Here is a 24793-nt window from a genome sequence, read left to right as displayed (position 1 = left end):
AGAGCGGTATCAGGCTGGCAGTCGCGCGGCGCGGCGGCGCTTAAACGCCCAGCCCACCAGCAGCAAGGCTATCCAGGCGAAGCCCACATAGAGCGAAATGCGGGTGTCGGGGTGGTAGCCTATCAGCGCGATGATAAAGGCGAGGAACACCAGGCCGACGATAGTCGTCGCCACGCCGCCCGGCACTTTGAACTTCAGCGCCTTAACCTCTTCTTTCGACAGCCGACGGCGGAACGCCACCTGCGACAGCAGGATCATGATCCACACCCAGACGGTGGCGAAGGTAGCAAGCGAGGCGATAACCAGGAAGACATTCTCCGGCATTACGTAGTTGAGGTAGACCGCCAGCAGCATCGCCAGGCACATCACCACCACCGTCACCCACGGAATGCCGTTGCGGGAGGTTTTGGCGAACGCTTTCGGCGCGCTGCCCTGTTCCGCCATGCCGTGCAGCATGCGGCCCACGCCGAATACGTCGCTGTTGATAGCGGAAAGCGAAGCGGTCAACACCACAAAGTTCAGGATGCCCGCCGCGAAGGTAATGCCCATATGCTGGAAGGTCAGCACGAACGGGCTGCCGTTGGTGCCCACCTCGTTCCACGGGTAGATAGACATAATCACAAACAGCGTGCCGACGTAGAACACCAGAATACGCAGCGGTACAGAGTTAATGGCTCGCGGAATAGAGGTTGCCGGGTCTTTCGCTTCGCCGGCGGTGATGCCGATAATTTCAATGCCGCCGTAAGCGAACATCACCATCTGCAGCGCCATTACGGTGCCAATCCAGCCGTTGGCGAAGAAGCCGCCGTTGCTCCAGAGGTTATGAATGCCGGTCGGCTGGCCGCCGTTGCCGATCCCCCAGATGATGATGCCAAAACCTGCCAGAATCATGATGATAATGGTGGCGACTTTGAAGAACGAGAACCAGAACTCCATCTCACCGAACACCTTCACGCTCATCAGGTTGATGGCGCAGATAATCAGCACCACGCTCAACACCCAAACCCAGTGCGGCACGGTGGGGAACCAGACACCCATATAGATGCCGAAGGCGGTCACGTCGGCGATGGCGACAATCAAAATCTCAAAGCAGTAGGTCCAGCCAGTGATATAGCCCGCCAGCGGCCCGAGGTTCTCCTGGGCATAGCGAGAGAAGGAGCTGGCCGCCGGGTTATGGACCGACATTTCGCCAAGCGCGCGCATGATGATATAGGCCGCCACGCCGCCGATAATATAGGCCAGCAGCACGCTCGGCCCGGCCATTTTAATGGCGTCCGCGGAGCCATAAAAAAGCCCGGTGCCGATAGCGGAGCCGAGCGCCATAAAACGGATATGTCTGGTGCTCAACCCGCGTTTGAGCTTGTTGTTTTCCATCGTTCCAATACCACTTAACAAAATAAAAAACCACGGGGCGGGACCCCGTGGTTAAACATTAACCCATCGATTTAGTGGGCGGCGGAGGTAACCTGCCGTCCGGCTGCGCGGTCCCAGACTGCCGTGATGATAACCATCGCGACGGTCGGCAGCAGCCACGCCAGATTCTGGTCGCCCAGCGGCAGGTGTGCGGTCCAGCCGGGGAGTATACCGCTCAACGCCGACGCTTTCACGCCATCAATTAAACCAAACAGCAGGCTGATGAGCATCGCCGGGGCGATAACGCGGGCGGAGCGGTGCCACCACGGGCGGGTGAAGCTCAGCACCACCAGCACGATGCACGGCGGATAAATAGCTGTCAGCACCGGAATGGAGATCTGAATCAAATGGCTCAGGCCCAGGTTCGAGACCACCATGGAGAAACCGCCCAGAATAAAGACCAACGTGCGGTAAGAGAGCGGCAGATACTGGGCGAAGAACTCCGCGCAAGCGCAGGTCAGACCCACCGCCGTCACCATGCAGGCGATGAAAATCAGCGCCGCCAGCAAGAAGCTGCCCGCCCCGCCGAAGGTGTGCTGAACATAAGCGTGCAGGATAGCCGCGCCGTTCGCAGACTGCTCCACCAGCGCAGAGCTGTCGGAGCCCAGACGGAACAGCGCCAGGTAGAGCAGCGTCAGGCCGATGCCCGCCATCAGGCCCGCCCAGATGGTGTAACGCGTCAGCAGGCGAGACTCGTTAACGCCGCGCGAGCGAGCGGCATTGACGATAACAATGCCGAACACCATCGCGCCCAGCGTATCCATGGTCAGATAGCCATTCACAAAGCCGTTGGAGAACGCCGCTTTCTGATAAGCGTCGGTCGCCACGCTGATATCGCCCGCCGGCCAGATAATCGCGGCCACGGCCAGCACAATCAGCGCCACAATTTTAAGTGGCGCAAGGAAGTTGCCGACGGTATCGAGGAGCTTGCCCGGGTAGAGGGACACCAGGATGACCAGCGCGAAGTAGATAAGGCTGTAGATGAACAGCGGCAGCGCGCCGTCGCCAGTCAGCGGGGCGATGCCCACTTCAAAAGAGACGGTGGCGGTGCGCGGCGTGGCGAACAGCGGGCCGACGGCCAGATAGGCGACGGTGGCGAGCAGAATGCCTGCGCCGCGGCCAATCGGGGTGCTGAGGCTATCGATGCCGCCGCCTACGCGGGCGAGCGCCACCACGGTCAGCACCGGCAGGCCCACTGCGGTAATCAAAAAGCCCAGCGCGGCGGTCCAGACGTGTTCACCCGCCTGCAACCCCACCATGGGAGGGAAAATGATATTGCCCGCGCCAACGAATAACGCAAAGGTCATAAAGCCCAGTGCGATAATGTCGCGCGTTGTTAACTTGTGGGTCATAAGATTTACTGCCTGTGGATGTGGTGTTGAAATCGTTGAAATTATTACGTTCGCCGCATGACGAAACGCGGCCATTTCAGACAAAAGACAGCGGGATATGCTTCCCGATTGCGTTGGCGAAGAATTGTTTTTCGATTAACCACGCAAATTCAGTCGGTCTGCCAACGGCAGGGGCGCAATTTAAACGCTTATAACGTTTGAAGGCAATACGGGATCGCAAAACCAGACTATTATTCTGCACAGGCCATCAGACATAGTGGGAAACGCTAAGATATAAAAATAGCACCACCTTTTCGTGCGAACAAAAAATAATCAACAGAGTAAGTGCGGCATAAGAAAACGTAATAGAAGAAAAAAAGGCCAGTCAGACTGGCCTTTGGCAAGCAGCGTTTACACCATGAAGGGCATTACTCGGCGAGCGCTTTCTCTTTGGCAATCAGCCGTTCGGGCAACAGAAAGGAAAAACGGGCGCCTTTGCCGGGCGCGCTGTCGATTTCAAGCCGCGCGTCGTGGTGGCTGATGGCGTGCTTGACTATCGCAAGCCCAAGGCCGCTGCCGCCGGTCTGGCGTGAACGGGCCTTATCCACGCGGTAGAAACGCTCCGTCAGACGCGGAATATGCTCCGCCGCAATGCCCGGCCCGTCATCCTCCACGCTAAACAGCGCGCCGTGCGGCGCACGCTGCCAGCGCACGGTAATATGCGTGCCTTCCGGCGTATGGTTCACGGCGTTATAGACCAGGTTCGACATCGCGCTGCGCAGCTGTTCTTCATTGCCCAGCACCTTAAGCGTGGCGTCAACATCAAAAGTCAGCGTATGGCGCTGCTGGCTGAGGGTTGCCGCCTCGCGCTCCACCACGCGCAGCATCATCGGCACGTCGACTTTTTCATTCAACTGCAGCGCGGGCGACGCTTCAATTTTCGACAGCGTCAGCAGCTGTTTCACCAGCCCTTCCATACGGGACGTTTGCTCGCGCATGGTATGCAGCGCTTTGTCCCGCAGCGGCCCTTCCAGCGTCTGCTCCTGCATCATCTCCAGGTAGCCCTGCAATACCGTCAACGGCGTACGCAATTCATGGCTGACGTTAGCGAAGAAGTTACGCCGCGCGCCTTCGAGCTGGTGCATCTGCGTCACGTCGCGCGCCACCATCAGCCACTGCTGTTCGCTGTAGGGCATAACGCGAAACTCAAGATGACGGCCGTTGTTCAGCACCAGATTAAGCGGGCGGGTGAAGTTTTTTTCGCGCAGGTAACGGGTGAACTCCGGGTAGCGCAGCAGGTTGAGGATATTCTGGCCGTTGTCGTCCGGCCAGCGCAGGTTAAGGAGCTGCTGCGCCAGACCGTTGCACCAGAAGATAGTGCCCTCTTCAGTGGTCAGGATCACCGCATCGGGCAGCGATTCGGCGCCGCTGCGAAAGCGCTTGATAAGATTGCCAAGCTCCCGGCGGCGCTTTTTATTGCGCAACTGCATCTGGTGCAGCCCGTACAGCAGCGGCTCCCAGCTTCCTCTTCCCGGCGGCGGCGTCATGCTGCGATCGACCCATAACCACCAGGAGAGACGCAGCAGGTTCCAGTAATGCCAGATAAGCAGCCCGGTCACCGCCGCCAGTAAAAACCAGGCCAGATAGCCGAAAAACGCCCCGAGGATCAGCGCCGGGAGACAACACAACACCAGCTCCAGAGCCAGCCTTTTCCATGACAGCCGTTCGAGCACGGTCACACTCCAGGTTATGAGTTAAAAACGGGTTGAGAAACGATACCCCGTACCGCGCACCGTCTGCACCATTCTGTCATGCCCGCTGTGCTCCAGCGCCTTGCGCAGGCGGCGGATATGCACATCCACCGTACGATCTTCGACATACACATTGGTACCCCAGACATGGTTCAGCAGTTGCTCACGGCTGTAAACACGCTCCGGGTGCGTCATAAAGAAGTGTAAAAGCTTAAATTCGGTCGGCCCCATGTCCAGCGGATTTTCGCCGGTCATGACGCGGTGAGAGGTCGGGTCCAGGCTCAGGCCCTGCATCTCGATAACCTCTTCCACCGCCATAGGCGAGATGCGGCGCATAACGGCTTTGATGCGCGCCACCAGCTCTTTTGGCGAGAACGGCTTGGTAATGTAATCGTCCGCGCCGGTCTCCAGCCCGCGTACGCGGTCCTCTTCTTCACCGCGCGCGGTCAGCATCATCACCGGGATATCGCGGGTCATCGCTTCGCGCTTGAGGTGCTTAATAAACTGAATGCCCGAACCGCCGGGCAGCATCCAGTCGAGCAGGACCAGATCGGGCCAGGGTTCGTTGAGCTGGTTTACCGCACTGTCATAATCTTCAGCTTCAACGGGCTGGAAGCCGTTTTGCTCGAGCACAAAACAGACCATTTCACGAATCGGTGCTTCATCTTCTACGACCAGAATACGTCTCGCCATAATTAGCCCTGTAATATAAAGTCAACATTATCCAATGCGGCGCCATTATGCGTCAGATTTATGACAGATTTATGAAAAGATGACCGTCTGATGACTCCCTCTGCGGCATTTATGACACCCGTCCGGCAAGCCGTTCAGGACACCAGCCCGCCTGCTTGTTTATAATCACCCTCTTGCTTTTTCGCCACAGGGAAATCTATGCGCATCCTCCACACTTCCGACTGGCATCTTGGTCAGAATTTTTATACCAAAAGCCGCGCCGCCGAGCATCAGGCCTTTCTCGACTGGCTGCTGGAGGCCGCGGTGGAACATCAGGCAGACGCCATCATCGTGGCGGGGGATATTTTCGACACCGGCTCGCCGCCAAGCTACGCGCGCGAGCTTTATAACCGCTTCGTGGTGAAGCTGCAGGCTACGCAGTGTCAGCTGATTGTGCTGGCGGGCAACCATGACTCGGTGGCGACGTTAAATGAATCCCGCGAGCTGCTCGCCTGCCTGAACACCCGCGTTATCGCCAGCGCCCAGCAGGATCCGGCAAGCCAGGCGATTATCCTTAACCGTCGCGACGGCGCGCCCGGCGCGGTGCTCTGCCCTATTCCGTTTCTGCGCCCGCGCGATATCCTGCGCAGCCGCGGCGGCCAGTCCGGCAGTGAAAAACAGCAGCAGTTGCTGGAGGCTATCACGCAGCATTACGAACAGTGCTACAACGCCGCCTGCGCCCTGCGCGGCGAACAAGCGCTGCCCATCATCGCCACCGGCCACCTCACCACGGTGGGCGTAACCAAAAGCGACGCGGTGCGCGATATCTACATCGGCACGCTGGACGCTTTTCCCGCTCACCTCTTCCCGGCGGCGGATTACATCGCGCTCGGCCACATTCACCGCGCCCAGAAGGTGGCGGCAAGCGACCATATTCGCTACAGCGGCTCGCCCATCGCCCTGAGCTTTGATGAAACGGGTAAAGAAAAAAGCGTCTTTCTGGTGGAGTTCACGCAGGGCAAGCTGCGCGACGTGACCGCGCTGCCGGTGCCGGTAAGCCAGCCGCTCGCGGTGGTAAAAGGCACGCTTGAGGAGATTGCCCAGGCGCTGAACCAGTGGCGCGACGCGCCCGCCGGGCCGAAAGTGTGGCTTGATATTGAAATCGCTACCGAACAGTTCCTGCACGACATGCAGCGCCAGATAACTCAGCTCACCGAAGACCTGCCGGTGGAAGTGGTGCTGCTGCGCCGCAGCCGCGAGCTGCGCGAGAAAAACCTCGGTACGCTGCAAACCGAAACGCTGAGCGAGCTGGGCGTTGAGGAGGTTTTTGAGCGCCGTTTGCAGCAGGAACAGCTGGAAGAAGAGGAAGCGCGGCGGCTTCGCACCCTCTTCGCGCAAACGCTGGAAAGCCTGCATCAGGAGGAAGAGGCGTGAAAATACTCAGCCTGCGGTTAAAAAACCTCAACTCGCTTAAGGGCGAATGGAAAATCGACTTTACCGCCGAACCCTTCGCCAGCAACGGCCTGTTCGCCATCACCGGCCCGACCGGCGCGGGGAAAACCACGCTGCTGGACGCCATTTGCCTTGCGCTTTATCACCAGACGCCGCGCCTGAACACTATCTCACAGACGCAAAACGACCTGATGACCCGCGATACCGCCGAGTGTCTGGCGGAGGTGGAGTTTGAAGTGAAAGGGGTGGCCTACCGCGCTTTCTGGAGCCAGTACCGCGCCCGCAACCAGCCGGACGGCAAGCTCCAGGCGCCGCGCGTGGAGCTGGCGCGCTGCGATTCGGGCAAAATCCTCGCCGACAAAGTAAAAGACAAGCTCGATCGCATCGCCACCCTGACTGGCCTCGACTACGACCGTTTCACCCGCTCGATGATGCTCTCCCAGGGGCAGTTCGCCGCCTTTCTGAATGCCGACGCCAAAGACCGCGCCGAACTGCTGGAAGAGCTGACCGGCACCGAGATTTATGGTCAGGTTTCCGCCCGCGTGTTTGAACAGCATAAGCTCGCCAAAGCGGAGCTGGAAAAACGGGAAGCGCAGGCCCAGGGAGTGAAATTGCTGAGCGATGAAGAGCAACAACAGTTGCGCTCAGGTTTGCAGGCGCTTACTGATGAAGAAAATGCGCTGCTGTCGCGCCAGCAACAGACGCAGCGCCAGTACGAATGGCTCACGCACGCCGAGAAGCTTGAGCAGGCGCAGGCGGCGGCCCGCAGCGGTGTGGAAAACGCCGCGCGCGCGTTACAGGCCGCCGCGCCGGATCTTGCAAAGCTTGAAGCCGCTCTGCCCGCGGAAAAACTGCGGCCTTACTGGCAACGCTTGCAGGAACAGGAAGCGGCGCACGCCGAAACCCAACGGCAGTACGAAGAAGTAAGCGTTCGCTTACACACTGCCCGAACCCGACGTCAGCAAATCCGCCAGGTGGCCGCCGACGAGCTTGCGCGCTGCGATGACGGGCTGCGCCAGCTTGCCGCGTGGCTTACTGAACATGAACGCTTTCGCCAGTGGAGCAGCGAGCTGGCGGGCTGGCGGGCCGCCTTCAGCCAGCAAAAGCGCGACCAGCAGCAGGCGCAGACGCTGCGCGAAAGTCTCGCGGCGATTGAGCAAAAACGCGCGGCGCTGGCTCCGGTCAGCCTGACGCTCTCCCCCGATGAGATTGCCGAACAGCTCGCCGCCAGCACCCGCCTGCGCGCCACGCGGGAAAAGCTCTCCGTCCTGCACGCCCAGTTCGCCCCGCTGGCCCAGCGCAAAACCCGCCAGGCGCAAAGGCAGGCCGCGCTTGAGCAGGAGCTACAACAGCTGGAAACACAGCTTGCCGATAAGCGCCAGCGCTACAAAGCCAAACAGGAAGAGGTGGCGCAGGCGAAAAAAGTCTGCGAGCTGGAGAGCGCCATCGCAAGCCTTGTGGAGGAGCGCAACCGCCTGCAGCCCGGCAGTCCCTGCCCGCTCTGCGGCGCGACGGAACACCCGGCCGTGGAACACTACCAGGCGCTGAAGCCCGATCTCAATAAACAGCGGCTGGCGTTGCTTGAGCAGGAAAAAGATGAGTTGGGTAAAGAAGGCGCCACCCTTCGCGGCCAGCAAGAAAGTCTGTTAAAGCAGAAGCAGCAACTGGAAAGCGAAGCGGCAAGCCTTGCACAAGAGGAGCAAGCACTCACCTCACAGTGGCATGCTCTCTGCGCGGCGCTGGAGATAGCCTTTCTGCCGCAGGACGATATCGCCCCCTGGCTTGAGGAACAGGCGCAGCATGAACAGCAGCTTCATCGCCTCCAGCAGCATCAGTTGCTGGAAAACCAGCGCCAGCAAACGCAGCAGCAGCTCACGCAGACAGAATCCGCCTGCCAGGCGCAGCAGGAAAGCCTGCATCGGCAGCTCAGCGAGCTGGCGCTGACGCCGCCGCAGCCGGGCGACGAGGCGCGCTGGTTCAGCGAACGCGAGGCGGAAGCGAAAACCTGGCAGCAGCAGCAGGAGCAGCAGACGCAGCTGCGCGAAAAACGCGCCCACTATGAAACGCTGTTGACCGCCCTGCCGCAAGAGCAGGAGGTGGCGCCGCTGCCGGAATCGCAGCGGCAGGCAGCGCTTAGCGAAGGCCAGCAGAGCCACACGCTTTGCCTTTCGCTTGAGGCGCGCAGCCAGGCGCTGCACCAACAGATGCGCCAGGAGCAGGCGCGCTGTCAGCAGGCCCGTGTCGATTTTGAAACGGCGCTGGCGGCCAGCCCCTTCAGCGAACAGGCCGCCTTTTCCGCCGCCCTGCTGGACGAGGCGACGCTTCGCGAGCTGGAAGGAGTGAAAGCGCGGCTGGAGCGGCAGCTGCATCAACAGCAAACCCTGCTGGAGCAAGCGCAGGCCCAGCTGGCGCAGCACCTTACGCAACGTCCGGCAGAATTAAGCGAGCAAGAAAACAGCGAAGCATTGCAGCAGGCGCTGGCCTCAGTCGCCGGCATGCTTCGCGACAACGCCAGCCGCCAGGGCGAACTCCGCCAGCAGCTGCGCCAGGATGAGCATAACCGCACGCAGTTGCAGACGCTGATGCAGGAGATTGCGCAGGCGACGCGCACCCTGGCGGAGTGGGGACATCTCAATTTGCTGATTGGCTCGCAAAAAGGGGACAAATTCCGCAAGTTTGCTCAGGGGCTGACGCTTGATAACCTGGTCTGGCTCGCCAACAACCAGCTCACGCGCCTGCACGGGCGCTATTTGCTCAAGCGCAAGCTTAGCGAGGAGCTGGAGCTGGAGGTGGTCGATACCTGGCAGGCCGACGCGGTGCGCGACACCCGCACGCTTTCCGGCGGCGAAAGCTTCCTCGTGAGCCTCGCGCTGGCGCTGGCGCTCTCGGATCTGGTGAGCCATAAAACGCGCATCGATTCGCTGTTCCTTGACGAAGGGTTCGGCACGCTGGACGCCGAAACGCTTGATACGGCGCTGGACGCCCTCGACGCGCTGAACGCCAGCGGCAAAACCATTGGCGTAATCAGCCACGTTGAAGCGATGAAAGAGCGCATCCCGGTGCAAATCAAAGTGAAAAAGGTGAACGGCCTGGGCTTCAGCCGGCTCGCGCGCGAGTTTGCGGTGCCGTAAAAAAGGGCGCTTTACGCGCCCTCGCCTTTACTCACCGAGCGGCCAGAGCCACGCCGCGCCGCGCACGCCGCTGGAGTCGCCGTGTCGCGCCTTGCGAATGGGGGTTTCGCACTCGCCGCCAAACACCCACGGCTTGATGAGCTGCGGCACGGTTTTATAGAGCCGGTCGACGTTGCTCATGCCGCCGCCCAGCACAATCACGTCCGGGTCGAGAATATTCACGATATGCGCCAGCGACTTCGCCAGCCGCAGCTCGTAGCGGCTGAGCGCCAGCTCCGCCAGCGCGTCCTGCTCGCTTACCAGGCGAATGATTTCGTTGCCCTTTAATGCATGTCCGCTCAGGCGCTGATAGTCGGTGGCAAAGCCCGTGCCGGAGATAAAGGTTTCGATACACCCCTGTTTGCCGCAGTAGCACGGCACTTCTTCGCGATAGCGCAGCTCATCTTCGTCCATCCACGGCAGCGGATTGTGCCCCCATTCGCCCGCGTTGCCGTTGCCGCCAATATGGCTGTGGGCATTAAGCGCGATGCCCGCCCCGCAGCCGGTGCCGATAATCACGGCGAAAACCGTCTGCGCGCCCGCCGCCGCGCCATCCACCGCTTCGGAAACGGCAAGGCAGTTGGCGTCGTTCGCAAGGCGCACCTCACGCCCCAGCCGGGCGCTGAGATCTTTATCGAAAGGCTGGCCGTTCAGCCAGGTGGAGTTGGCGTTTTTCACCACGCCGGTATAAGGCGAAATCGTGCCGGGGATCCCTACGCCGACCGTGCCGCGCTCGCCGGTCGCCTCTTCCGCCAGACGCACCAGTTCGGCGATGGTTTCAATGGTCTGATGATAGTCGTTGCGCGGCGTCGGCAGGCGGTGGCGAAAACGCTGTTCGCCCTGGTCGCTGAGCGCGATGACTTCAGTTTTGGTACCGCCTAAGTCAATCCCAATACGCACGTGTTGCTCCTTATATCTGATGAATTATCAAGAGAGTAGAAGGCGCGCCCCGGAAAGGCAATGAAACGGAACCCCCGATTCGCTATCATGCCCGCTGCGTTTAATAAGCAGGCCGTGGAAAAGATTATGCTGTGGTTCAAAAATGTAATGGTATACCGTTTAAACCGCGACGTTTCCCTTCGCGCGGATGAGATGGAGAAACAGTTAGCGCCCCTTTCCTTTACCCCTTGCGGTAGCCAGGATATGGCGAAAACCGGCTGGGTGTCGCCCATGGGCTCGCACAGTGATGCATTAACCCACGCCGCCAACGGACAGATTGTGATTTGCGCCCGCAAAGAAGAAAAAATGTTGCCCGCGCCGGTTATCAAGCAGGCGCTGGAAGCGAAAATCGCAAAGCTTGAGGCAGACCAGGGCCGCAAGCTGAAAAAAACCGAGAAAGACTCGCTGAAAGACGAAGTGCTGCATTCGCTGCTGCCGCGCGCCTTCAGCCGCTTCAGCCAGACCATGATGTGGATAGATACCGTCAACGGACTCATTATGGTGGACTGCGCCAGCGCCAAAAAAGCGGAAGATACGCTGGCGCTGCTGCGCAAGAGCCTGGGTTCGCTGCCGGTGGTGCCGCTGACGCTTGAGACGCCTATCGAACTGACGCTGACCGAATGGGTGCGCAGCGGCAGCGCGGCGCAGGGCTTCCAGCTGCTGGATGAGGCCGAACTGAAGGCGATTCTTGAAGGCGGCGGCGTGATCCGCTGCAAACAGCAGGAGCTGGTAAGCGACGAGATTGCGGTGCATATCGAAACGGGCAAAGTGGTCACCAAACTGGCGCTCGACTGGCAGCAACGCATCCAGTTTGTGCTGGCCGACGACGGTTCAATCAAGCGGCTGAAATTCGCCGATGAGCTGCGCGACCAGAACGAAGATATTGACCGGGAAGATGTCGCGGCGCGTTTTGACGCCGACTTCACGCTAATGACCGGCGAACTGTCGGCGCTTATCCAGAACCTGGTGGAAGGGTTGGGCGGCGAAGCGCAGCGCTAATCCTCGTGTTGCGCCACAAAGAAAAAAGCACCGTTTAACGGTGCTTTTTTACAGGGTTCGGCTATCAAAGGTAGCGGCAGAGGTAAGTGGTGGTATCTGCCACCTGCAGATGAAACTCACTGTGGCCCGGCACGTTAAACAACTGGCCCGCTTCGTAGGTTTTCCATTCCGTTTCGCCCGGCAGCAGAACATGCAGCGCGCCGCTTATTACCGTCATCTCTTCCGGCTGCGCGGTGCCGAAGGTGTATTCACCCGGCTCCATCACGCCTACGCTGGCGCGGCCCGTGCTACTGCTGGTAAAACCGATGGATTTCACTTTACCGGAGAAGTACTCATTACTCTGAAGCATGGCCTGGCCCTTTTAAAAATGGTTGGAAAAACAATATAGAGGGCAAGCCGTCGGCCTGTCACGCAAATTGTTAACGCCTCTCAGACCAGCAATTCCGCCGCCAGGCGGGCTACCAGCACGTTTGATAGCAGTACCGGCACATCCAGCGCTTTTTGCAGTAGATCGCGGTGTTTTTGATAAAAGCCGAGGCAGTCGAGCACCAGCACATCGGCGCCGCGGCCAACAAGTTCGCGTCCGGCGTTTACCAGCTCTTCATCGGTGCCAAATACCGGGTTCGCCAGCGCGTAAAACGGCGCTTTCTCCAGCGTGTGCCACTTTTGCGCCTGCACATTTAACAACTCCGGCACCGGAATGATGACCCCCACCTGATGCCCGTCGACAATAGAAGCCACCAGCGGCGGGATAATACGCTCCGGCTCCAGCAGCATGGAATTGCGTGCTTTGAGGTAGTTGAAGCGGTAGGTGCTCATCAGCAAAATAACGTCGTAGCCCTGGTTATCCAGCACCTCGACCAGGCCCTGCAGCGCCTTCTCCACTTTATTGCGCGAAACCTCCGCCGCGCGGTTATCGTTAAGCAGCGTCAGCATGACCTCATCGCCCGGGTCAGGCGAGTAGTCCTCCATTACCTCTTCGCGGGTAATCTTCCCAAGCAGGCTGATGTGGGTTATCTGGTCTTCAGAAATGTGTTCGGTTAATAGCGGCAGAACTGCACTTACCGGCACCACACCGACAGTAAGTATCGCCAAGGTTGCACTCATTCTTATTCCGCCTTTCTTAACTCCAGTTTGCTGCGACAGTTTGCTGCGACGCAGGCTACCTGACCTGGCAGGATTGATAGGTGAGATCAAAAAGCGTAGCAGTTTTCCTCTTATGCGCTTCCCGGCTTTTGGCTGCATTCACCGCAAGGCATAACTTAATAGTAACGGATTATTAACGAAGCGAATGGATTAATGGTGTGATAATTCACTGCGGGGACGATTTTCAGAATCAGGGACAGGGTTGCTTATGCAACCCACTTCCCTTGTCATGGCGGTCAGGTTTTATCCGGGTCTTCATAGCGGCGCTGCGCGTCCAGCGCTTCCTGCTCGGTCGGGTGTTCGCTGATAAGCGTATTCGGCTCCGGATGATCCGCGCGCAGTTGGTACCAGGTGACGGTTTTGTCTGTACCGCCCTTTTCAACGGTAACAATGCGCGATTCGCGGGGGTAAGGGGGTCTTGTCGGCATAATGCTTCCTTTTTATGGTGAAGAAGCAGTAAGTATAGACAATCCCGCAGGTTAGCTTGCCTGAGCCAGACGCAATGCCGCGAGGATTGCCGCGACAACCTGCTCCGGGGACCGGGCTGCGTTAATCACATGATGGGCGGCCTGACGGTAAAGCGGCTCACGGTCGGCGAGCACTTCGCTTATCTCTTGCGAAACCGGTTTGCCGGTGAGCGTAGGACGCTGCCCCTCTTCCGGAAACGCCTCCAGACGACGCGCCAGCTCTTCCGGCTCCACCTGGAGATAGATAACCGCACCTTTCTCGCGCATAAACTGACGGTTTTCCGCCGCGAGGACCATGCCGCCGCCGGTCGCGACGAGCGTGGAAGGCGCGGTGACCGACTTAAGCGCCTGCGTTTCACGCGCGCGGAATCCCGGCCACCCTTCGCTTTCTACAATTTCTGCGACGGTCATGCGCGTGCTTTCCAGCAGCCAGTGATCGGTATCGACAAAGGCGTACCCCAGGGCTTTCGCCAGAGCTTTCCCAATGGTGGTTTTGCCGCAACCGCGGGCGCCGACCAGGAAAATGGGTTGGGTCATGGATGGATTATCCTCAGTCGCTGTTGCCAGGACAGATTAAGCGTAAAGATGATGACGGGTGCGTCATCATATCATTAAACTAGTACGCAAGACAGGCGTAAAATAAAAGTTACAGCTATGTTTCAACTCTCTGAATTTACAATTTAATTTCATTTGAAACCTGGAGTCAGCTGTAAAGCTTATCTGGCACATTTGAGAGCGCCCACCTTACTTGAAAAAGATGGCCGGGCACAAGCCCCTGCGGGCGAGCCTTCGGTAACACATTTCTTAATAGCTTTACGAATCAGGCTGTTTACAACCGCCAAATTTTCTCCAGACTTAGTTTTATGACTCAATGACAGAGGTGTAAATCATGCAATCGGAAGAACAACGTCTGATTGATGGACTTTTTTCCAGACTGAAAACCGCTGAGGCCAACAGCGCGCCGCGCGACGCGCAAGCCCAGCAGTTAATCGAACAACACCTGCGCGAGCAGCCCGCGGCGGGCTACTACATGGCGCAGACGATCCTTATTCAGGAAGCGGCGATTAAAGAGCTCAACAGCCGTATTCAGGGGCTGGAAGCGCAGGTCGCGCAGCTACAGCACGCCGCGAAACAGCAGCAGAGCAGCGGCGGCTTCCTGGCGGGCCTCTTTGGCGGCGGTTCCCGCGCGAGCGAACCACAACAGCAGGCGCAGACGGGTCGCAGCGCAGACCCTATCCCTGGCGCGCAAAACTACCAGGGCGCCGCGCCGGGCAGCTATAACAATGCCCCTGCGCAGGGTTACGCCCAGCAAAACTACAGCGCGCCGCGCGGTGGCGGCTTTATGGCGGGCGCGCTACAAACGGCGGCAGGCGTGGCGGGCGGCGTGGTGCTTGGCAACATGCTCACCAGCATGTTCAGCCATCACCAGCCGGAAGAGATTGTGAATATTATCAATGAACCGGCGCAACCGGCTGATAACAGCGCGGTTAACGCGGTGGAGGATTACAACCAGGCCGATGACAGCCAGCTGCTGAACCAGGACGCCGGGCTGCAGCAAGACGACACCAACGACTATTACGCCAGTGAAGATATCAACAATGACTTCAGCGGCGATGATTTTGGCGGTGACGACTTCGGCGGCGACGACGACAGCTGGGTTTAAGCCTTAACCTTTTTTGCCGCTGAGCCACTTATCGAGCTCGGCGGCAAAACGCTGCCGGTCGCGCTGGCTCAGGCTGTCAGGCCCGCCGGTCTGAATGCCGCTTGAGCGCAGCGTATCCATAAAATCACGCATCGTGAGGCGCTCTTTAATGGTCGCTTCGCTATAAAGCTCGCCGCGCGGGTTAAGCGCCGCCGCGCCTTTCGCCAGCACTTCCGCCGCCAGCGGGATATCCGCGGTAATCACCAGATCGCCCCGCTCGCATAACCGCACAATCTCGTTATCCGCTACGTCGAAGCCCGCCGGCACGCGCATAGCGCGTATAAACCGCGATGGCGGCACCCGGATATTCTGGTTCGCCACCAGCGTGACGGGGGTTTGCGTGCGCTCCGCTGCGCGGAACAGCACCTCTTTAATAACATTCGGACACGCGTCGGCATCCACCCAGACTGGCATTACGACTCCTGTTTTTCGGCGGGAATAACGGCAATTTTGCCGTTTTTCTCAAGAATGGCGAATTTTATCTGATCCAGCCGCTCAATGCCCTGGCTAGTGCGTGCCGAGCTTAAAATATCCTCTTCGGAAATCCCCGAGCGCCGCATTCGCTTCTCCAGCAGCTTGCCGTTTTCCACCAGTATCAGCGGCGAGCCGTCAATAATAAGATCAAGACGCGGGATCGTATTTTTCAGGTAGCTAAAGAGAATATCGAGCACGATCAGGGTGATGATGGTAATCGCCGCGCCGGTCAAAGAGAAATCGTTGCCCAGCAGCGCCTGCTGCGTTGCCTCGCTGATAATCAGTAGCAGCACGAAATCAAAGGAATTCATCTCCAGCAGCGTGCGCCGCCCGGCTATTTTCAACACAATCAGCAGCAGCACGTACATTCCCGCAGCGCGAAGTACGCTTTCCATTTTTCTCTCCTAGGGATAAACCCACTGTTTCAGCGTGACGGCGTCAGCGCCTTCAAGCGCGATCTGCGAGGTGAAAAGCCCTGCCGTTTGCGGCTGGGTCATCAACCAGACGGCGTGTTCTCCCGTTTTGGTGGCAGGAAAGGTCAGCGAGATTTCATGCGTTGAGGAGTGCGTGACCAGCGGCTGCGGGCGCAGCGTCTGGATAACAAACTTATCCATGAAGTCGCCGGCAAGCCGCACGGTTACCGGTTTATCAGGCTCGCCTTTAATACGCAGCGTGAAAGGCTCATCGCTCTCTGAGCGCAAAAAACGTTGATATTCCACCGTCAGCGTCCCCTGCGCGTTCGCCTTTGACGTTTCGCTCAGCCAGCCGTCGGAGAAGCCGCCAAGCAAGGCGATAACCACAATGACATAAAGCAGCCAGTTGCCGCTACGCTGCAGTACCCACTCCACTCGCTGGGCGCGCATATCTTCCTGAATCGGATAGTGACGACTGCGGTATTCATCCGTTGTCTTATCCATATCAGCCTCCTGGTTTTTCATTTAAGCCTAGCCGAAGCCTTAACGAATCGCCCGAAAGCGCGTTAAGCTATACCCCTTCTGACTACTTACGCGACAGAAACGGAGTGAAGCTGTGGAAAAGAAAATAGGGTTTATCGGTTGCGGCAATATGGGCAAGGCTATCCTGGGCGGGCTGCTCGCCAGCGGCCAGGCGCGGGCGGACCAGATTTGGGTATATACGCCGACGCCGGAAAATGTCGCTGAGCTTCAGGAGGAGTATGGCATCAACGGCGCCGGGAGCGCGCAGGAAGTGGCGCAAACCGCCGATATCGTTTTTAGCGCAGTGAAGCCGAACATTACCGTGAAAGTGTTGAGCGACATCGCTTCCAGCTTCAATAAAGAGTCGCTGGTGGTCTCTATCGCCGCGGGCGTTACGCTGGATCAGCTCGCCACGGCGTTGGGCCACGACCGAAAAATCATCCGCACGATGCCGAATACACCGTCGCTGGTGCAGGCGGGCATGACCTCCATCACCCCCAACGCGCTGGCGACGGCGGACGATATCGACGCCGTGCTGGCTATTTTCAGAAGCTTCGGCGAAGCGGAAGTGGTGGCCGAATACCTGATTCACCCGGTTGTGGGTGTTAGCGGCTCGGCCCCGGCGTATGTCTTTATGTTTATCGAAGCGATGGCCGATGCCGCCGTGCTGGGCGGCATGCCGCGCGCGCAGGCTTATAAATTTGCAGCCCAGGCGGTGATGGGTTCGGCGAAAATGGTGCTGGAAACCGGTAAACACCCGGGCGAACTGAAAGATATGGTCTGCTCCCCTGCCGGCACGACTATCGAGGCGGTACGGGTGCTGGAGGAGCGCGGTTTGCGTTCCGCCGTGATTGAAGCGATGCAGGCTTGCATGGCGAAGTCGGAAAAGCTCAGCAAAGGGTAAGAAAAAGGCCCCCGCAGGGGCCTTTTTTTATCGTCCGATGTCGCGAAGCTTTTTGCCCGCCATCAGGTTTTTCTCGATATGTTCCAGCGTGACGTTTTTGGTCTCCGGAATAAGCCAGAAGGTGACGCCGATAAAGGCGACATTCAGCAGCGTATAGATCCAGAAGGTGCCCGCCGCGCCGACGTTATCAATCAGCGTCAGGAAGGTCGCGCCGATAACCATGTTCGACACCCAGTTGGTGGTGGTTGAACAGGTGACGCCAAAGTCGCGGCATTTCAGCGGCTGGATTTCAGAGCACAGGATCCAGACCACCGGCGCGGCGCTCATGGCATAACCGGCGATGCACATCATGGTCATGCCGACAGAAAGCCAGGAGATGCCGCGCGAGACGTCGCCGCCATTGACCTGCATCAGGCAGTAGCCCAGCACCAGCGTGCCGATGGCCATGACGCTAAAGCCTATCTTCAGCGCCGGTTTGCGCCCGGCTTTATCCACGGTAAACACCGCAATAAACGTGGCGAGCATAAAGGTCAGCCCCACGACCACCGTGGCTATCATCTGCTGTTCAGTGCTGGCGAACCCGGCCATCTCAAAAATTTTCGGCGCGTAATACATGATGATGTTCATGCCGGTGAACTGCTGCATCGCCTGCAGCAGCATGCCGAGAAAAACGGCGCGGCGCACGTTGCGGTTGGCTTTGAATAATGACCAGCCGCCCTGCTTCACCTTCAGGCTCTCACGAATATCGTTAAGCTCCTGACGCGCTTTCTCGGACGTGTCGCGCAGCATGCGCAGCACCTCTTCCGCTTCGATATGCATCCCCTTCGCCGCCAGCCAGCGCGGGCTGTTGGGCAAGAAAATCACCATAATCAGCAGCGCGATGGCGGGCAACGCCAGCACGCCGAGCATGGCTCGCCAGTTGCCGCTGTAGCTCAGCGCCGTGTCGGATAAAAAGGCGAGCAGGATCCCAAGCGTCACCATCAGCTGATAGAGACTTATCATCTTGCCGCGGACGTTCTCCGAGGCCATTTCAGAGAGGTAGAGCGGCGCGGTATAAGAGGCGATACCCACCGCCACGCCCAGCACCACGCGGAAAATCAGTAACATCTCAAGCGAAGTGGCGAAAGCAGAGCCCAGCGAGCCGAGAATAAATAAGATTGCCCCCGCCAGCAGGCTATATTTTCGTCCCAGCCGCGAGGAGAGCCAGCCGTTAAAAAGCGCACCAAGCGCAGCGCCTAGCATCATGCTGCTCACCACCCACTCCTGCGCCCGGCTGCTCAGGGAGAAATGGTGAGTAATAAAAGGCAAAGCTCCGGAAATAACGCCGATATCAAGGCCGAACAATAACCCGGCGACGGCGGCGGACACGGAAACAAAGAGATTCATGCGGCGCACTTTACGCTCGTGCGCGGTTAATCCAGGCGTGACATCACTTACCGAGGACATCTTTACTTCTCCCGTTGAGAGGCACGTTGCCAACACGATAACGGTAGAAGAATCCTGCAAAGAGAGTCAGGCGTTAAAGCGGCGCAGATATGGATAAATATGCTGCACACCTCTGTTTTGTGACGCAACCATCAAAATAAAAGGGCGAGTGACGTCACCTTATTGCTCAATTAATCACCATAAAATGTGATTGCTGCACAATTAACCGTTCCGTTTGTCACTTTCCTGCGAATAAGCGGCATGGACGATTATGCAATGGGGAGTCGTTACGGAAAAGCCACGGCGCGCCTGATATGTCCATAAAAAAACCGGGGCGCTAAATAAACGCCCCGGTTGTTCTGGCTGCATAAAACGCTCTGCGGTGATTACCCCTGCGCCGATAAAATAATCTCCTGCGCTTCTTCCAGGGTTAACGGCTGCTGCATTCGCAGCAACAGCGCCGCCGTGCCGGTGTAATAGCCGCAGCTGAACACGGCTTTCAGCACGCCAGCTTCACCGTAAAGGGCGATAAATTTTTTCTCTGCAAAGGAGCCGATAAATTTAAAATTATCCCAGTTCTTCGTGTGGCCGAGATATTCATAGCGAGTGCCGTAATGGGTGGTCCAGAAAAAAGGCGCACGGTCGAACACCTCATTTTTGTCCAGCATATTGCGGGCGGCGATACGCCCCTGCTGCTGCGCCACGCGCCAGTGCTCAACGCGCCGCACGCCTTCCGGCGCCGGATAGCTGGCGATGTCGCCCACCGCCCAGATGCCGGCGCTGGCTTCGAGCCGATCGTTGGTGCGCAGGCTGCCGTCCTCTTCCTGCGCCAGCGTATGCGTAAAACCCGTAACCGGTTGGATACCGGTAGCGAAAACGACCACTTCAGCCGCAACATGGCGGCCATCTTTGAGCGTCACGCGGTGAACGTGGTCGTCGCCTTCCAGCGCCTGCGGCTCGCCAATGACAAAACGCACGCCGTTTTGTTCGTGCAGCTGGCGAAATCCTCGCGCCACCTCTTCGCCAAACTGCTTCTCAAACGGCTGCGGATGGCGTGCGATTACCGTTACGTCGATATCCTGATTGCGCAGCGCTGAGGCGAGTTCGAGAGCGATAAAGCTGTTGCCGATAATCACTAACCGCTGCTCGCTATTGACCTCCCTGAGCAGGCGTTCAGCCTGCCCGATGCTGCGCAGCACATGAACGCCTTTTAGCTGGTTGCCGGGCAACGCAGGGCGCTGCGGCGCGCCGCCGGTCGCCAGCAACAGTTTGTCGAAAGCCAGGGTTTCTCCGCTGGCAAGACGCAGCTCGCGAAGCGAAGGGTCAAGGGATTCGACCTCTTCACGAATAACCTCCACGCCGGGCTGCTGCCAGAAATTTTCATCCAGCGGGTGCGGCACCTCGCTGATTTTCATTTTGCCGGAAGGAACGAATTTACTGAGCGCGGTGCGGTCGTAGGGCGCTTCGCGCTCCCGGTCGATAAGAATTAATTTGCCGCTGAAGCCTTCATCACGCAGCGTAATGGCCGCCGCGCTGCCCGCCGCCCCGACGCCGAGGATAACGAAGGTTTGCGAGCCATCGCCGCGAATTTGCGGGCGTGAGGCGGGCGACATCGCCTTCGGGCTCACGTAGACCTTGCCCTCTTCCACGCGCACCGGATACTGACGCAGGCTGGAGAGCGCTAACGGCTCGCGCCATGCACCGTTGCTGATGTCAAACACCGCTTTATGCCATGGGCAGACCAGATGCCCTTCGCAGACCGCGCCTTTTTCCAGCGGCGCCCCCGCATGCGGACATTTGCTCTGAAATGCGCGCACCGTCTCACCAGTGCGGATTAGCACCACCTCGCTTTCGCCCACTTCCGCTTTCTGCGGCTGGCTTTCCGGTAATTCATTCATGCTCGCCACATACTGATAATTCATCGCAATGCACCTCCTGATTGTTATTGTGCGTCGACGCGGCTTATCCGCCGCGTCGCGAGAGTCGGTTATGTTGCAGCGCTCTTTTAAGCCTGGCAGAGATGGCGGGGTCGGCAAACGAGGAGGATCAGGCGGCCACTTCAGTGCGGTTGCGGCCCGCTTTTTTGGCTTTGTAAAGGGCGTTATCCGCCGCTTTCAGCCATTCGCGGTAGTGGGTCATTTGCGGCGTGAGCGGCGCCACGCCTACGCTTATGCGCACCCGCAGATCCGGCGCGGAGTCAAAGCGATAGTCATCAAGATGTTCATGCACCCGGTGCATGGCGGCGATGGCGCTCTGCACCGACGTGCCTGTCATAAACACCGCAAATTCGTCGCCGCCAAAGCGGCCGATAACGTCGGTGGTGCGTAGCGTGAGCTGTAAATGCTGCGTGATGGCAAGAATCGCTTCATCGCCGACATCATGCCCGTAGGTATCGTTAATCGTCTTGAAGTGGTCGAGATCGATTAACAACAGCGTGGAAATGCGCTGATAGCGTCGGCAGTTGTCGAACTCGTTATGCAGCAGATGCTCCCAGTGGCGTCGGTTATAGACGCCGGTCATGCCGTCGCGGGTACTGAGAAGCTGAAGCCGACGCTTGCGTTCAGCCAGGTTGATGGCGGTGCGGTAGGTCACAAAGCCAAAGAAAACCGGGTAAATAAGCAGCGCGGGCAGGCAAACCCACATCTCAAGGGGCGTGGTGGTGATATCCACCGGCAGGTTAATTATCGCAATCGTCGTAAAGCAGGCCGCCGCTTGTAGCAACAGACCGACCAGAAACAGCTTTACGCCCCCTGCCCCCATATTATTCATGTTGACCATCATCAGAATAAGTATGGAGGGCAGCGCGTTGAGCCCAATTGCGCCGATCCAGACGCCGCCCATCACTGAATCGAACGTCAGGTTACGCTGTTCGGCGGCCATCGGGTTCGCGGCGCGGTCCGCCAGCAGCCAGGCGACATGCGGCCAGATAAACGCGTAAATCGACAGCACCAGCCACCACCACGCGGAGAGCGGCTGGGTGAGCAAAATGGGGGCGAGAAAAAGAAAGCTGATGCCGTGGCCTACCGTGCGCGGCAGCCAGATGCGGCGTGCGAAGCGTTGCCCGGAGCGCAGATAGTCATCCGTAAAGCGAGCCTGTTGGCGGGCCTGCCAGGAGGTCCATCGACTAAATATTTGTTGTTGATTCATTTTTTCGGGACGGTTTCGCAACATTTCCCAAAGTATAAGGAGGCGGCAAACGGCCCGAGTATGAAATTTCGGGTGAGCGGTTTTAGCCACTCACCCATATGAACTACCAGCCAGATTGCGCCATACAGTCGCCTGCCGCGCGGCGGCGTTCGTCGCCATCCAGCATCTGCGTCTGCGCGCTGCATTTTTTCATTTGCTGCTCACGCGGCGTAAGGCTTTTATCGCGAGGCGCGCTCTGGCGATTTTGCAGGCAGTTGCGAATATAAACCTTGCGGGCGTCGCCGGTGATTTGCGCGGCGGTAGCCTGCTGATTGCAGACGGTGCGCGATGGCGGAAGCAGAGCGCCGCGCTCGGCGCTCCAGGTCGGCGCTGGAGAGAGCATCCCCATCACCAGCGCGGTAAGCAGCGTGGTTTTCATTGTTTCTCCTGCAAGCGATAGCCGCACTTTAAGCCTGGTCAGGAGAGCGGAGGAAAACCACCCGCCAGCGTCAGGAATGTCTGCCCGGTAGCATTTTTTATTACAGGCCGGGGGGGTTCCTGATGCACAAGAGCGGGCTTGATCGGTTATGCACGCTACAGCGGCCGCGTGCGGGATGTTGTCAATTTTCACGCCGCGGCGCAAGCGGCGGCGCCAGTAATGAAACCAAGTTTATGGTTTTCTTATCAAGGAGATAGCGGGTGTACTGGTCGGTCAGCGGCAGCGCGGCAATACCTTTAAAAAAGCCGCCGGCACCCTCGGCGTCATTGCGCGCTGCCGTTATTTCCGAATCATCGATACCATCGTCAATTCACAGAATACTTTTTTGCCGGCCGATTATTTAATGAGGCGCCAACGCTTCAGTTTTATCGCTCGTCAGACGGCGCGCGCCGGCTGGCTGAGTAATATCACCTCGCGCCGCCCGATTATCGAGCCCGGACGGTTTGCATGCGCGACACTGGCCACAACACAACTCAACGATGATATTAAGGCAATTGCTATCGCGCACTTTTTCACCCTATTTTCGACCTTTAAAAGATAAAAAAGAAATAACAACAGCGCGACGATAGAATCAAATTATGACGGCATCATGACGAACCATGATGCCGTTAACAGACTAGCTTCTGGGGTGCCGTAAAAGCTTTTTTACATATTGGTTGAGTAATTCAGTATCGCGATGTGGAACTTCGCTCGGCGGGGTTGCTTCCTGCAAGGCTCCCTCAATGCCCTGAATCAGCGCTTCCTGCTCTTTCTGCTCCATCCGGCGCAGCATGGCAGTCACGATAATTTCCAGTGCCTCGACCTGGGCCACCAGCTCTTTTGACTCTTCCTCTTTTTGTGCAAGCTTTACCAGCAATTCGGCAATAAGATTTTTCATAACCCAATTCCCTTAGTTAATACCGGGGGGAAGTTATCACCCCGTTTCAAAGTTGCAAAGTAAAAATGAACCAATTTTTATATTAATTTAATGGAAGTGTGGTTCAGAACAAAAAGCAAGCAACAGCGAAACGTTTTTGTTATTTAACTTAAATTCCTGGCACAGATATGCAGAAAAAACCCTTCTTTTTTCTTATTGTTATTAAGTAAAGATTAATGCAATACATTTCATTAAGTTAAGTCCTGCTTTCGCTGCAAGGCGCTTAACTGCTGCTGGCGCAGCGCACAGGCTAACTGAACCACATTCACCAGCACCACCAGCGCGGTGGCGATAAAAACCCAGCGATAGCCCGCCATCGCCGAAATGCCCGCCCCCATCAGCGGCCCCAGCACGTTGCCCAGATACATAAACGACTGGTTGTATCCAAAAATGCGTCCTGTTACCTGGTCGCTTGAATACTTCACCAGCAGCGTCTGCACCGCAGGCAGCATGGCGCCGTCGGCGAAGCCGAGCAGAAAGCGCAGCACGGCGAGCTGGGTTGGCGAGGTGACAAAGGACATGGCGAAAAAGAGCGCGACGGCGAAGATAAGCGTCGCCATCAACACCCGGGCGGTGCCGATGCGGTCGCCAAGCTTGCCAAGACGCGGGGCGGAAAGCAGCGCCGAGACGCCCGGCACGGCGGCGATCATACCGCTCAGAAAAGCGATATTGTCGCTCTGCGGCGAAAGCGCCTTAATAAACAGCGCCAGTATCGGGCTGATGGAGCCGTTGCAAAGCTGGATAACCATGGTGGTAATAAAGAGACTGATAACCAGCCCCGGATAAGGCAGCGAGGCGAAGACCGCCTTGCCGGAAAGGCGCTGGGCTTTGCTGCCTGCAGGACGCACGCCTTCTTTTATCAGCAGCAGCGTCACCAGGAAACTTATCATCAGCAGAAGCGCGGTCACCGAAAAGACGGTGCGCAGACCAAGATGGTCCGCCAGAAAACCGCCCATCAGCGGGCCGCAAATCACGCCGCTGATTTGCGCCGTGGAGAGGGTGCTGAGCGCCCAACCGCTGCGCTCGCGCGGCACTTGCGAAGCCACCAGCGCCATGGCGTTGGGAATATAACCCGAGGTCAGCCCCATAATGGCCCGCAGGAAAAAGAGCTGCCAGACGTTGGTGGCGAACGCCTGCAACAGAATCGCTATCGCCATGCCGAGGGAAGCGCGCAGCAGCATTAGCTTGCGGCCTTTGCGGTCGGCCAGGCTGCCCCACATGGGAGAGACAATCGCCGAAACCAGAAACGTGACGCTGAAGGTTAAGCCCGACCACATCGACAGGGCTTCATGAGAGGTCACACCCAACTGGGCAACATAGAGCGGCAGAAACGGGAGGATTTGACTGATGGCGAGGCCGGTGAAAAAGCAGCCGAACCAGACCGAGATAATATTGACCTTCCAGGATTCCATACGCCCGCGACAAAAAGAATTAAATGAATAAGCCCACCATACCAGCCGCCCGCTTCCGGC

Annotated in this window: 23 protein-coding genes and 1 pseudogene; 5 read left to right on the top strand and 19 right to left on the bottom strand. The window is 58.1% G+C overall.

Going from position 1 to position 24793, the window contains the following annotated elements; all coding sequences use genetic code 11:
- Positions 1-9 precede the first annotated feature (9 nt).
- The 4 genes from proY to phoB all read right to left on the bottom strand — a co-directional run bounded on the left by proY (position 10) and on the right by phoB (position 5188).
- Positions 10-1374, bottom strand: coding sequence for a proline-specific permease ProY (gene proY / locus MT962_RS01225; protein WP_024560701.1), 1365 nt, complete (start codon positions 1372-1374; stop codon positions 10-12).
- A 71-nt stretch (positions 1375-1445) separates the two neighbouring features.
- Positions 1446-2765: a branched-chain amino acid transporter carrier protein BrnQ gene (brnQ, locus tag MT962_RS01220; protein ID WP_024559371.1), complete on the bottom strand. Its 1320-nt coding sequence runs from the start codon at positions 2763-2765 to the stop codon at positions 1446-1448.
- A 407-nt stretch (positions 2766-3172) separates the two neighbouring features.
- Positions 3173-4477: a phosphate regulon sensor histidine kinase PhoR gene (gene phoR, locus MT962_RS01215; protein WP_024559370.1), complete on the bottom strand. Its 1305-nt coding sequence runs from the start codon at positions 4475-4477 to the stop codon at positions 3173-3175.
- Between the two features lie 21 nt (positions 4478-4498).
- Positions 4499-5188, bottom strand: coding sequence for a phosphate response regulator transcription factor PhoB (phoB, locus tag MT962_RS01210; protein ID WP_024553010.1), 690 nt, complete (start codon positions 5186-5188; stop codon positions 4499-4501).
- 198 nt (positions 5189-5386) lie between these two features.
- Between phoB and sbcD the strand changes: the two genes are divergently transcribed.
- Both sbcD and sbcC read left to right on the top strand, forming a co-directional pair.
- Complete coding sequence (sbcD, locus tag MT962_RS01205; RefSeq protein WP_247364218.1) at positions 5387-6601, top strand: exonuclease subunit SbcD; 1215 nt, start codon at positions 5387-5389, stop codon at positions 6599-6601.
- On the top strand, positions 6598-9750 hold the full coding sequence (sbcC, locus tag MT962_RS01200) for an exonuclease subunit SbcC (protein ID WP_247364217.1): 3153 nt from the start codon (positions 6598-6600) through the stop codon (positions 9748-9750). Before sbcD ends, sbcC begins: the two co-directional genes overlap by 4 nt.
- A 27-nt stretch (positions 9751-9777) precedes the next feature.
- Here sbcC and mak read toward each other — a convergent pair whose 3' ends face one another.
- The gene (gene mak, locus MT962_RS01195) at positions 9778-10689 is read right to left on the bottom strand and encodes a fructokinase (RefSeq protein ID WP_028019858.1); all 912 of its coding nucleotides are present in this window, start codon (positions 10687-10689) and stop codon (positions 9778-9780) included.
- A 126-nt stretch (positions 10690-10815) separates the two neighbouring features.
- Here mak and rdgC point away from each other — a divergent pair, with 126 nt between their 5' ends.
- Positions 10816-11727: a recombination-associated protein RdgC gene (gene rdgC, locus MT962_RS01190; protein WP_125454194.1), complete on the top strand. Its 912-nt coding sequence runs from the start codon at positions 10816-10818 to the stop codon at positions 11725-11727.
- A 64-nt stretch (positions 11728-11791) separates the two neighbouring features.
- On the opposite strand, the gene ppnP is transcribed toward rdgC, so the two are convergent.
- The 4 genes from ppnP to aroL form a co-directional block, all read right to left on the bottom strand.
- Complete coding sequence (gene ppnP, locus MT962_RS01185; RefSeq protein ID WP_024555692.1) at positions 11792-12076, bottom strand: pyrimidine/purine nucleoside phosphorylase; 285 nt, start codon at positions 12074-12076, stop codon at positions 11792-11794.
- Positions 12077-12156: 80 nt separating this feature from the next.
- Positions 12157-12834 carry an AroM family protein gene (locus tag MT962_RS01180; protein ID WP_024555691.1) on the bottom strand — a complete coding sequence of 226 codons (678 nt, stop codon included), beginning with the start codon at positions 12832-12834 and terminating at the stop codon, positions 12157-12159.
- A 275-nt stretch (positions 12835-13109) separates the two neighbouring features.
- Entirely contained in the window at positions 13110-13301 is a 192-nt protein-coding gene (locus MT962_RS01175) for a YaiA family protein (RefSeq protein ID WP_024555690.1), read from the bottom strand.
- Positions 13302-13352: 51 nt separating this feature from the next.
- Positions 13353-13877, bottom strand: coding sequence for a shikimate kinase AroL (gene aroL / locus MT962_RS01170; RefSeq protein WP_024555689.1), 525 nt, complete (start codon positions 13875-13877; stop codon positions 13353-13355).
- A 352-nt stretch (positions 13878-14229) separates the two neighbouring features.
- Here aroL and MT962_RS01165 point away from each other — a divergent pair, with 352 nt between their 5' ends.
- Complete coding sequence (locus tag MT962_RS01165; RefSeq protein WP_247364214.1) at positions 14230-15003, top strand: DUF2076 domain-containing protein; 774 nt, start codon at positions 14230-14232, stop codon at positions 15001-15003.
- Positions 15004-15006: 3 nt separating this feature from the next.
- On the opposite strand, the gene MT962_RS01160 is transcribed toward MT962_RS01165, so the two are convergent.
- Genes MT962_RS01160 through MT962_RS01150 form a run of 3 tightly spaced genes read right to left on the bottom strand, consistent with a single transcriptional unit; the run spans position 15007 to position 16433 of the window.
- A complete protein-coding gene (locus MT962_RS01160) occupies positions 15007-15456 on the bottom strand; it encodes a YaiI/YqxD family protein (RefSeq protein ID WP_024560709.1) in 450 nt (149 codons plus the stop codon).
- Positions 15456-15911, bottom strand: a complete 456-nt coding sequence (locus MT962_RS01155) for a YetF domain-containing protein (protein WP_048887269.1) — start codon at positions 15909-15911, stop codon at positions 15456-15458. Before MT962_RS01155 ends, MT962_RS01160 begins: the two co-directional genes overlap by 1 nt.
- Before the next feature lie 9 nt (positions 15912-15920).
- A complete protein-coding gene (locus MT962_RS01150) occupies positions 15921-16433 on the bottom strand; it encodes a hypothetical protein (protein ID WP_024555685.1) in 513 nt (170 codons plus the stop codon).
- A gap of 112 nt (positions 16434-16545) precedes the next feature.
- Here MT962_RS01150 and proC point away from each other — a divergent pair, with 112 nt between their 5' ends.
- Positions 16546-17355, top strand: coding sequence for a pyrroline-5-carboxylate reductase (gene proC, locus MT962_RS01145; protein WP_024555684.1), 810 nt, complete (start codon positions 16546-16548; stop codon positions 17353-17355).
- Positions 17356-17382: 27 nt separating this feature from the next.
- On the opposite strand, the gene MT962_RS01140 is transcribed toward proC, so the two are convergent.
- The 7 genes and pseudogenes from MT962_RS01140 to MT962_RS01110 all read right to left on the bottom strand — a co-directional run bounded on the left by MT962_RS01140 (position 17383) and on the right by MT962_RS01110 (position 24733).
- Positions 17383-18801 carry a sugar porter family MFS transporter gene (locus MT962_RS01140; RefSeq protein ID WP_024555683.1) on the bottom strand — a complete coding sequence of 473 codons (1419 nt, stop codon included), beginning with the start codon at positions 18799-18801 and terminating at the stop codon, positions 17383-17385.
- A 365-nt stretch (positions 18802-19166) separates the two neighbouring features.
- Complete coding sequence (locus MT962_RS01135; RefSeq protein ID WP_247364211.1) at positions 19167-20702, bottom strand: FAD-dependent oxidoreductase; 1536 nt, start codon at positions 20700-20702, stop codon at positions 19167-19169.
- Positions 20703-20826: 124 nt separating this feature from the next.
- On the bottom strand, positions 20827-21927 hold the full coding sequence (gene adrA / locus MT962_RS01130) for a diguanylate cyclase AdrA (protein ID WP_024555681.1): 1101 nt from the start codon (positions 21925-21927) through the stop codon (positions 20827-20829).
- A gap of 103 nt (positions 21928-22030) precedes the next feature.
- Entirely contained in the window at positions 22031-22345 is a 315-nt protein-coding gene (locus tag MT962_RS01125) for a PsiF family protein (protein ID WP_247364209.1), read from the bottom strand.
- A gap of 191 nt (positions 22346-22536) precedes the next feature.
- Positions 22537-22843, bottom strand: a pseudogene (locus tag MT962_RS01120) (alkaline phosphatase); the annotation flags it as partial.
- A gap of 178 nt (positions 22844-23021) precedes the next feature.
- The gene (gene iraP, locus MT962_RS01115) at positions 23022-23282 is read right to left on the bottom strand and encodes an anti-adapter protein IraP (RefSeq protein ID WP_024555678.1); all 261 of its coding nucleotides are present in this window, start codon (positions 23280-23282) and stop codon (positions 23022-23024) included.
- A 230-nt stretch (positions 23283-23512) separates the two neighbouring features.
- On the bottom strand, positions 23513-24733 hold the full coding sequence (locus tag MT962_RS01110) for a multidrug efflux MFS transporter (RefSeq protein ID WP_247364205.1): 1221 nt from the start codon (positions 24731-24733) through the stop codon (positions 23513-23515).
- Positions 24734-24793: the final 60 nt, after the last annotated feature.

The sequence above is a fragment of the Franconibacter sp. IITDAS19 genome, assembly GCF_023079515.1.
Taxonomy (GTDB): Bacteria; Pseudomonadota; Gammaproteobacteria; order Enterobacterales; family Enterobacteriaceae; genus Franconibacter; species Franconibacter pulveris.
The sequence above is the reverse complement of the archived record's forward strand: the minus strand, read 5'-3'. Positions and strand labels throughout refer to the sequence as shown.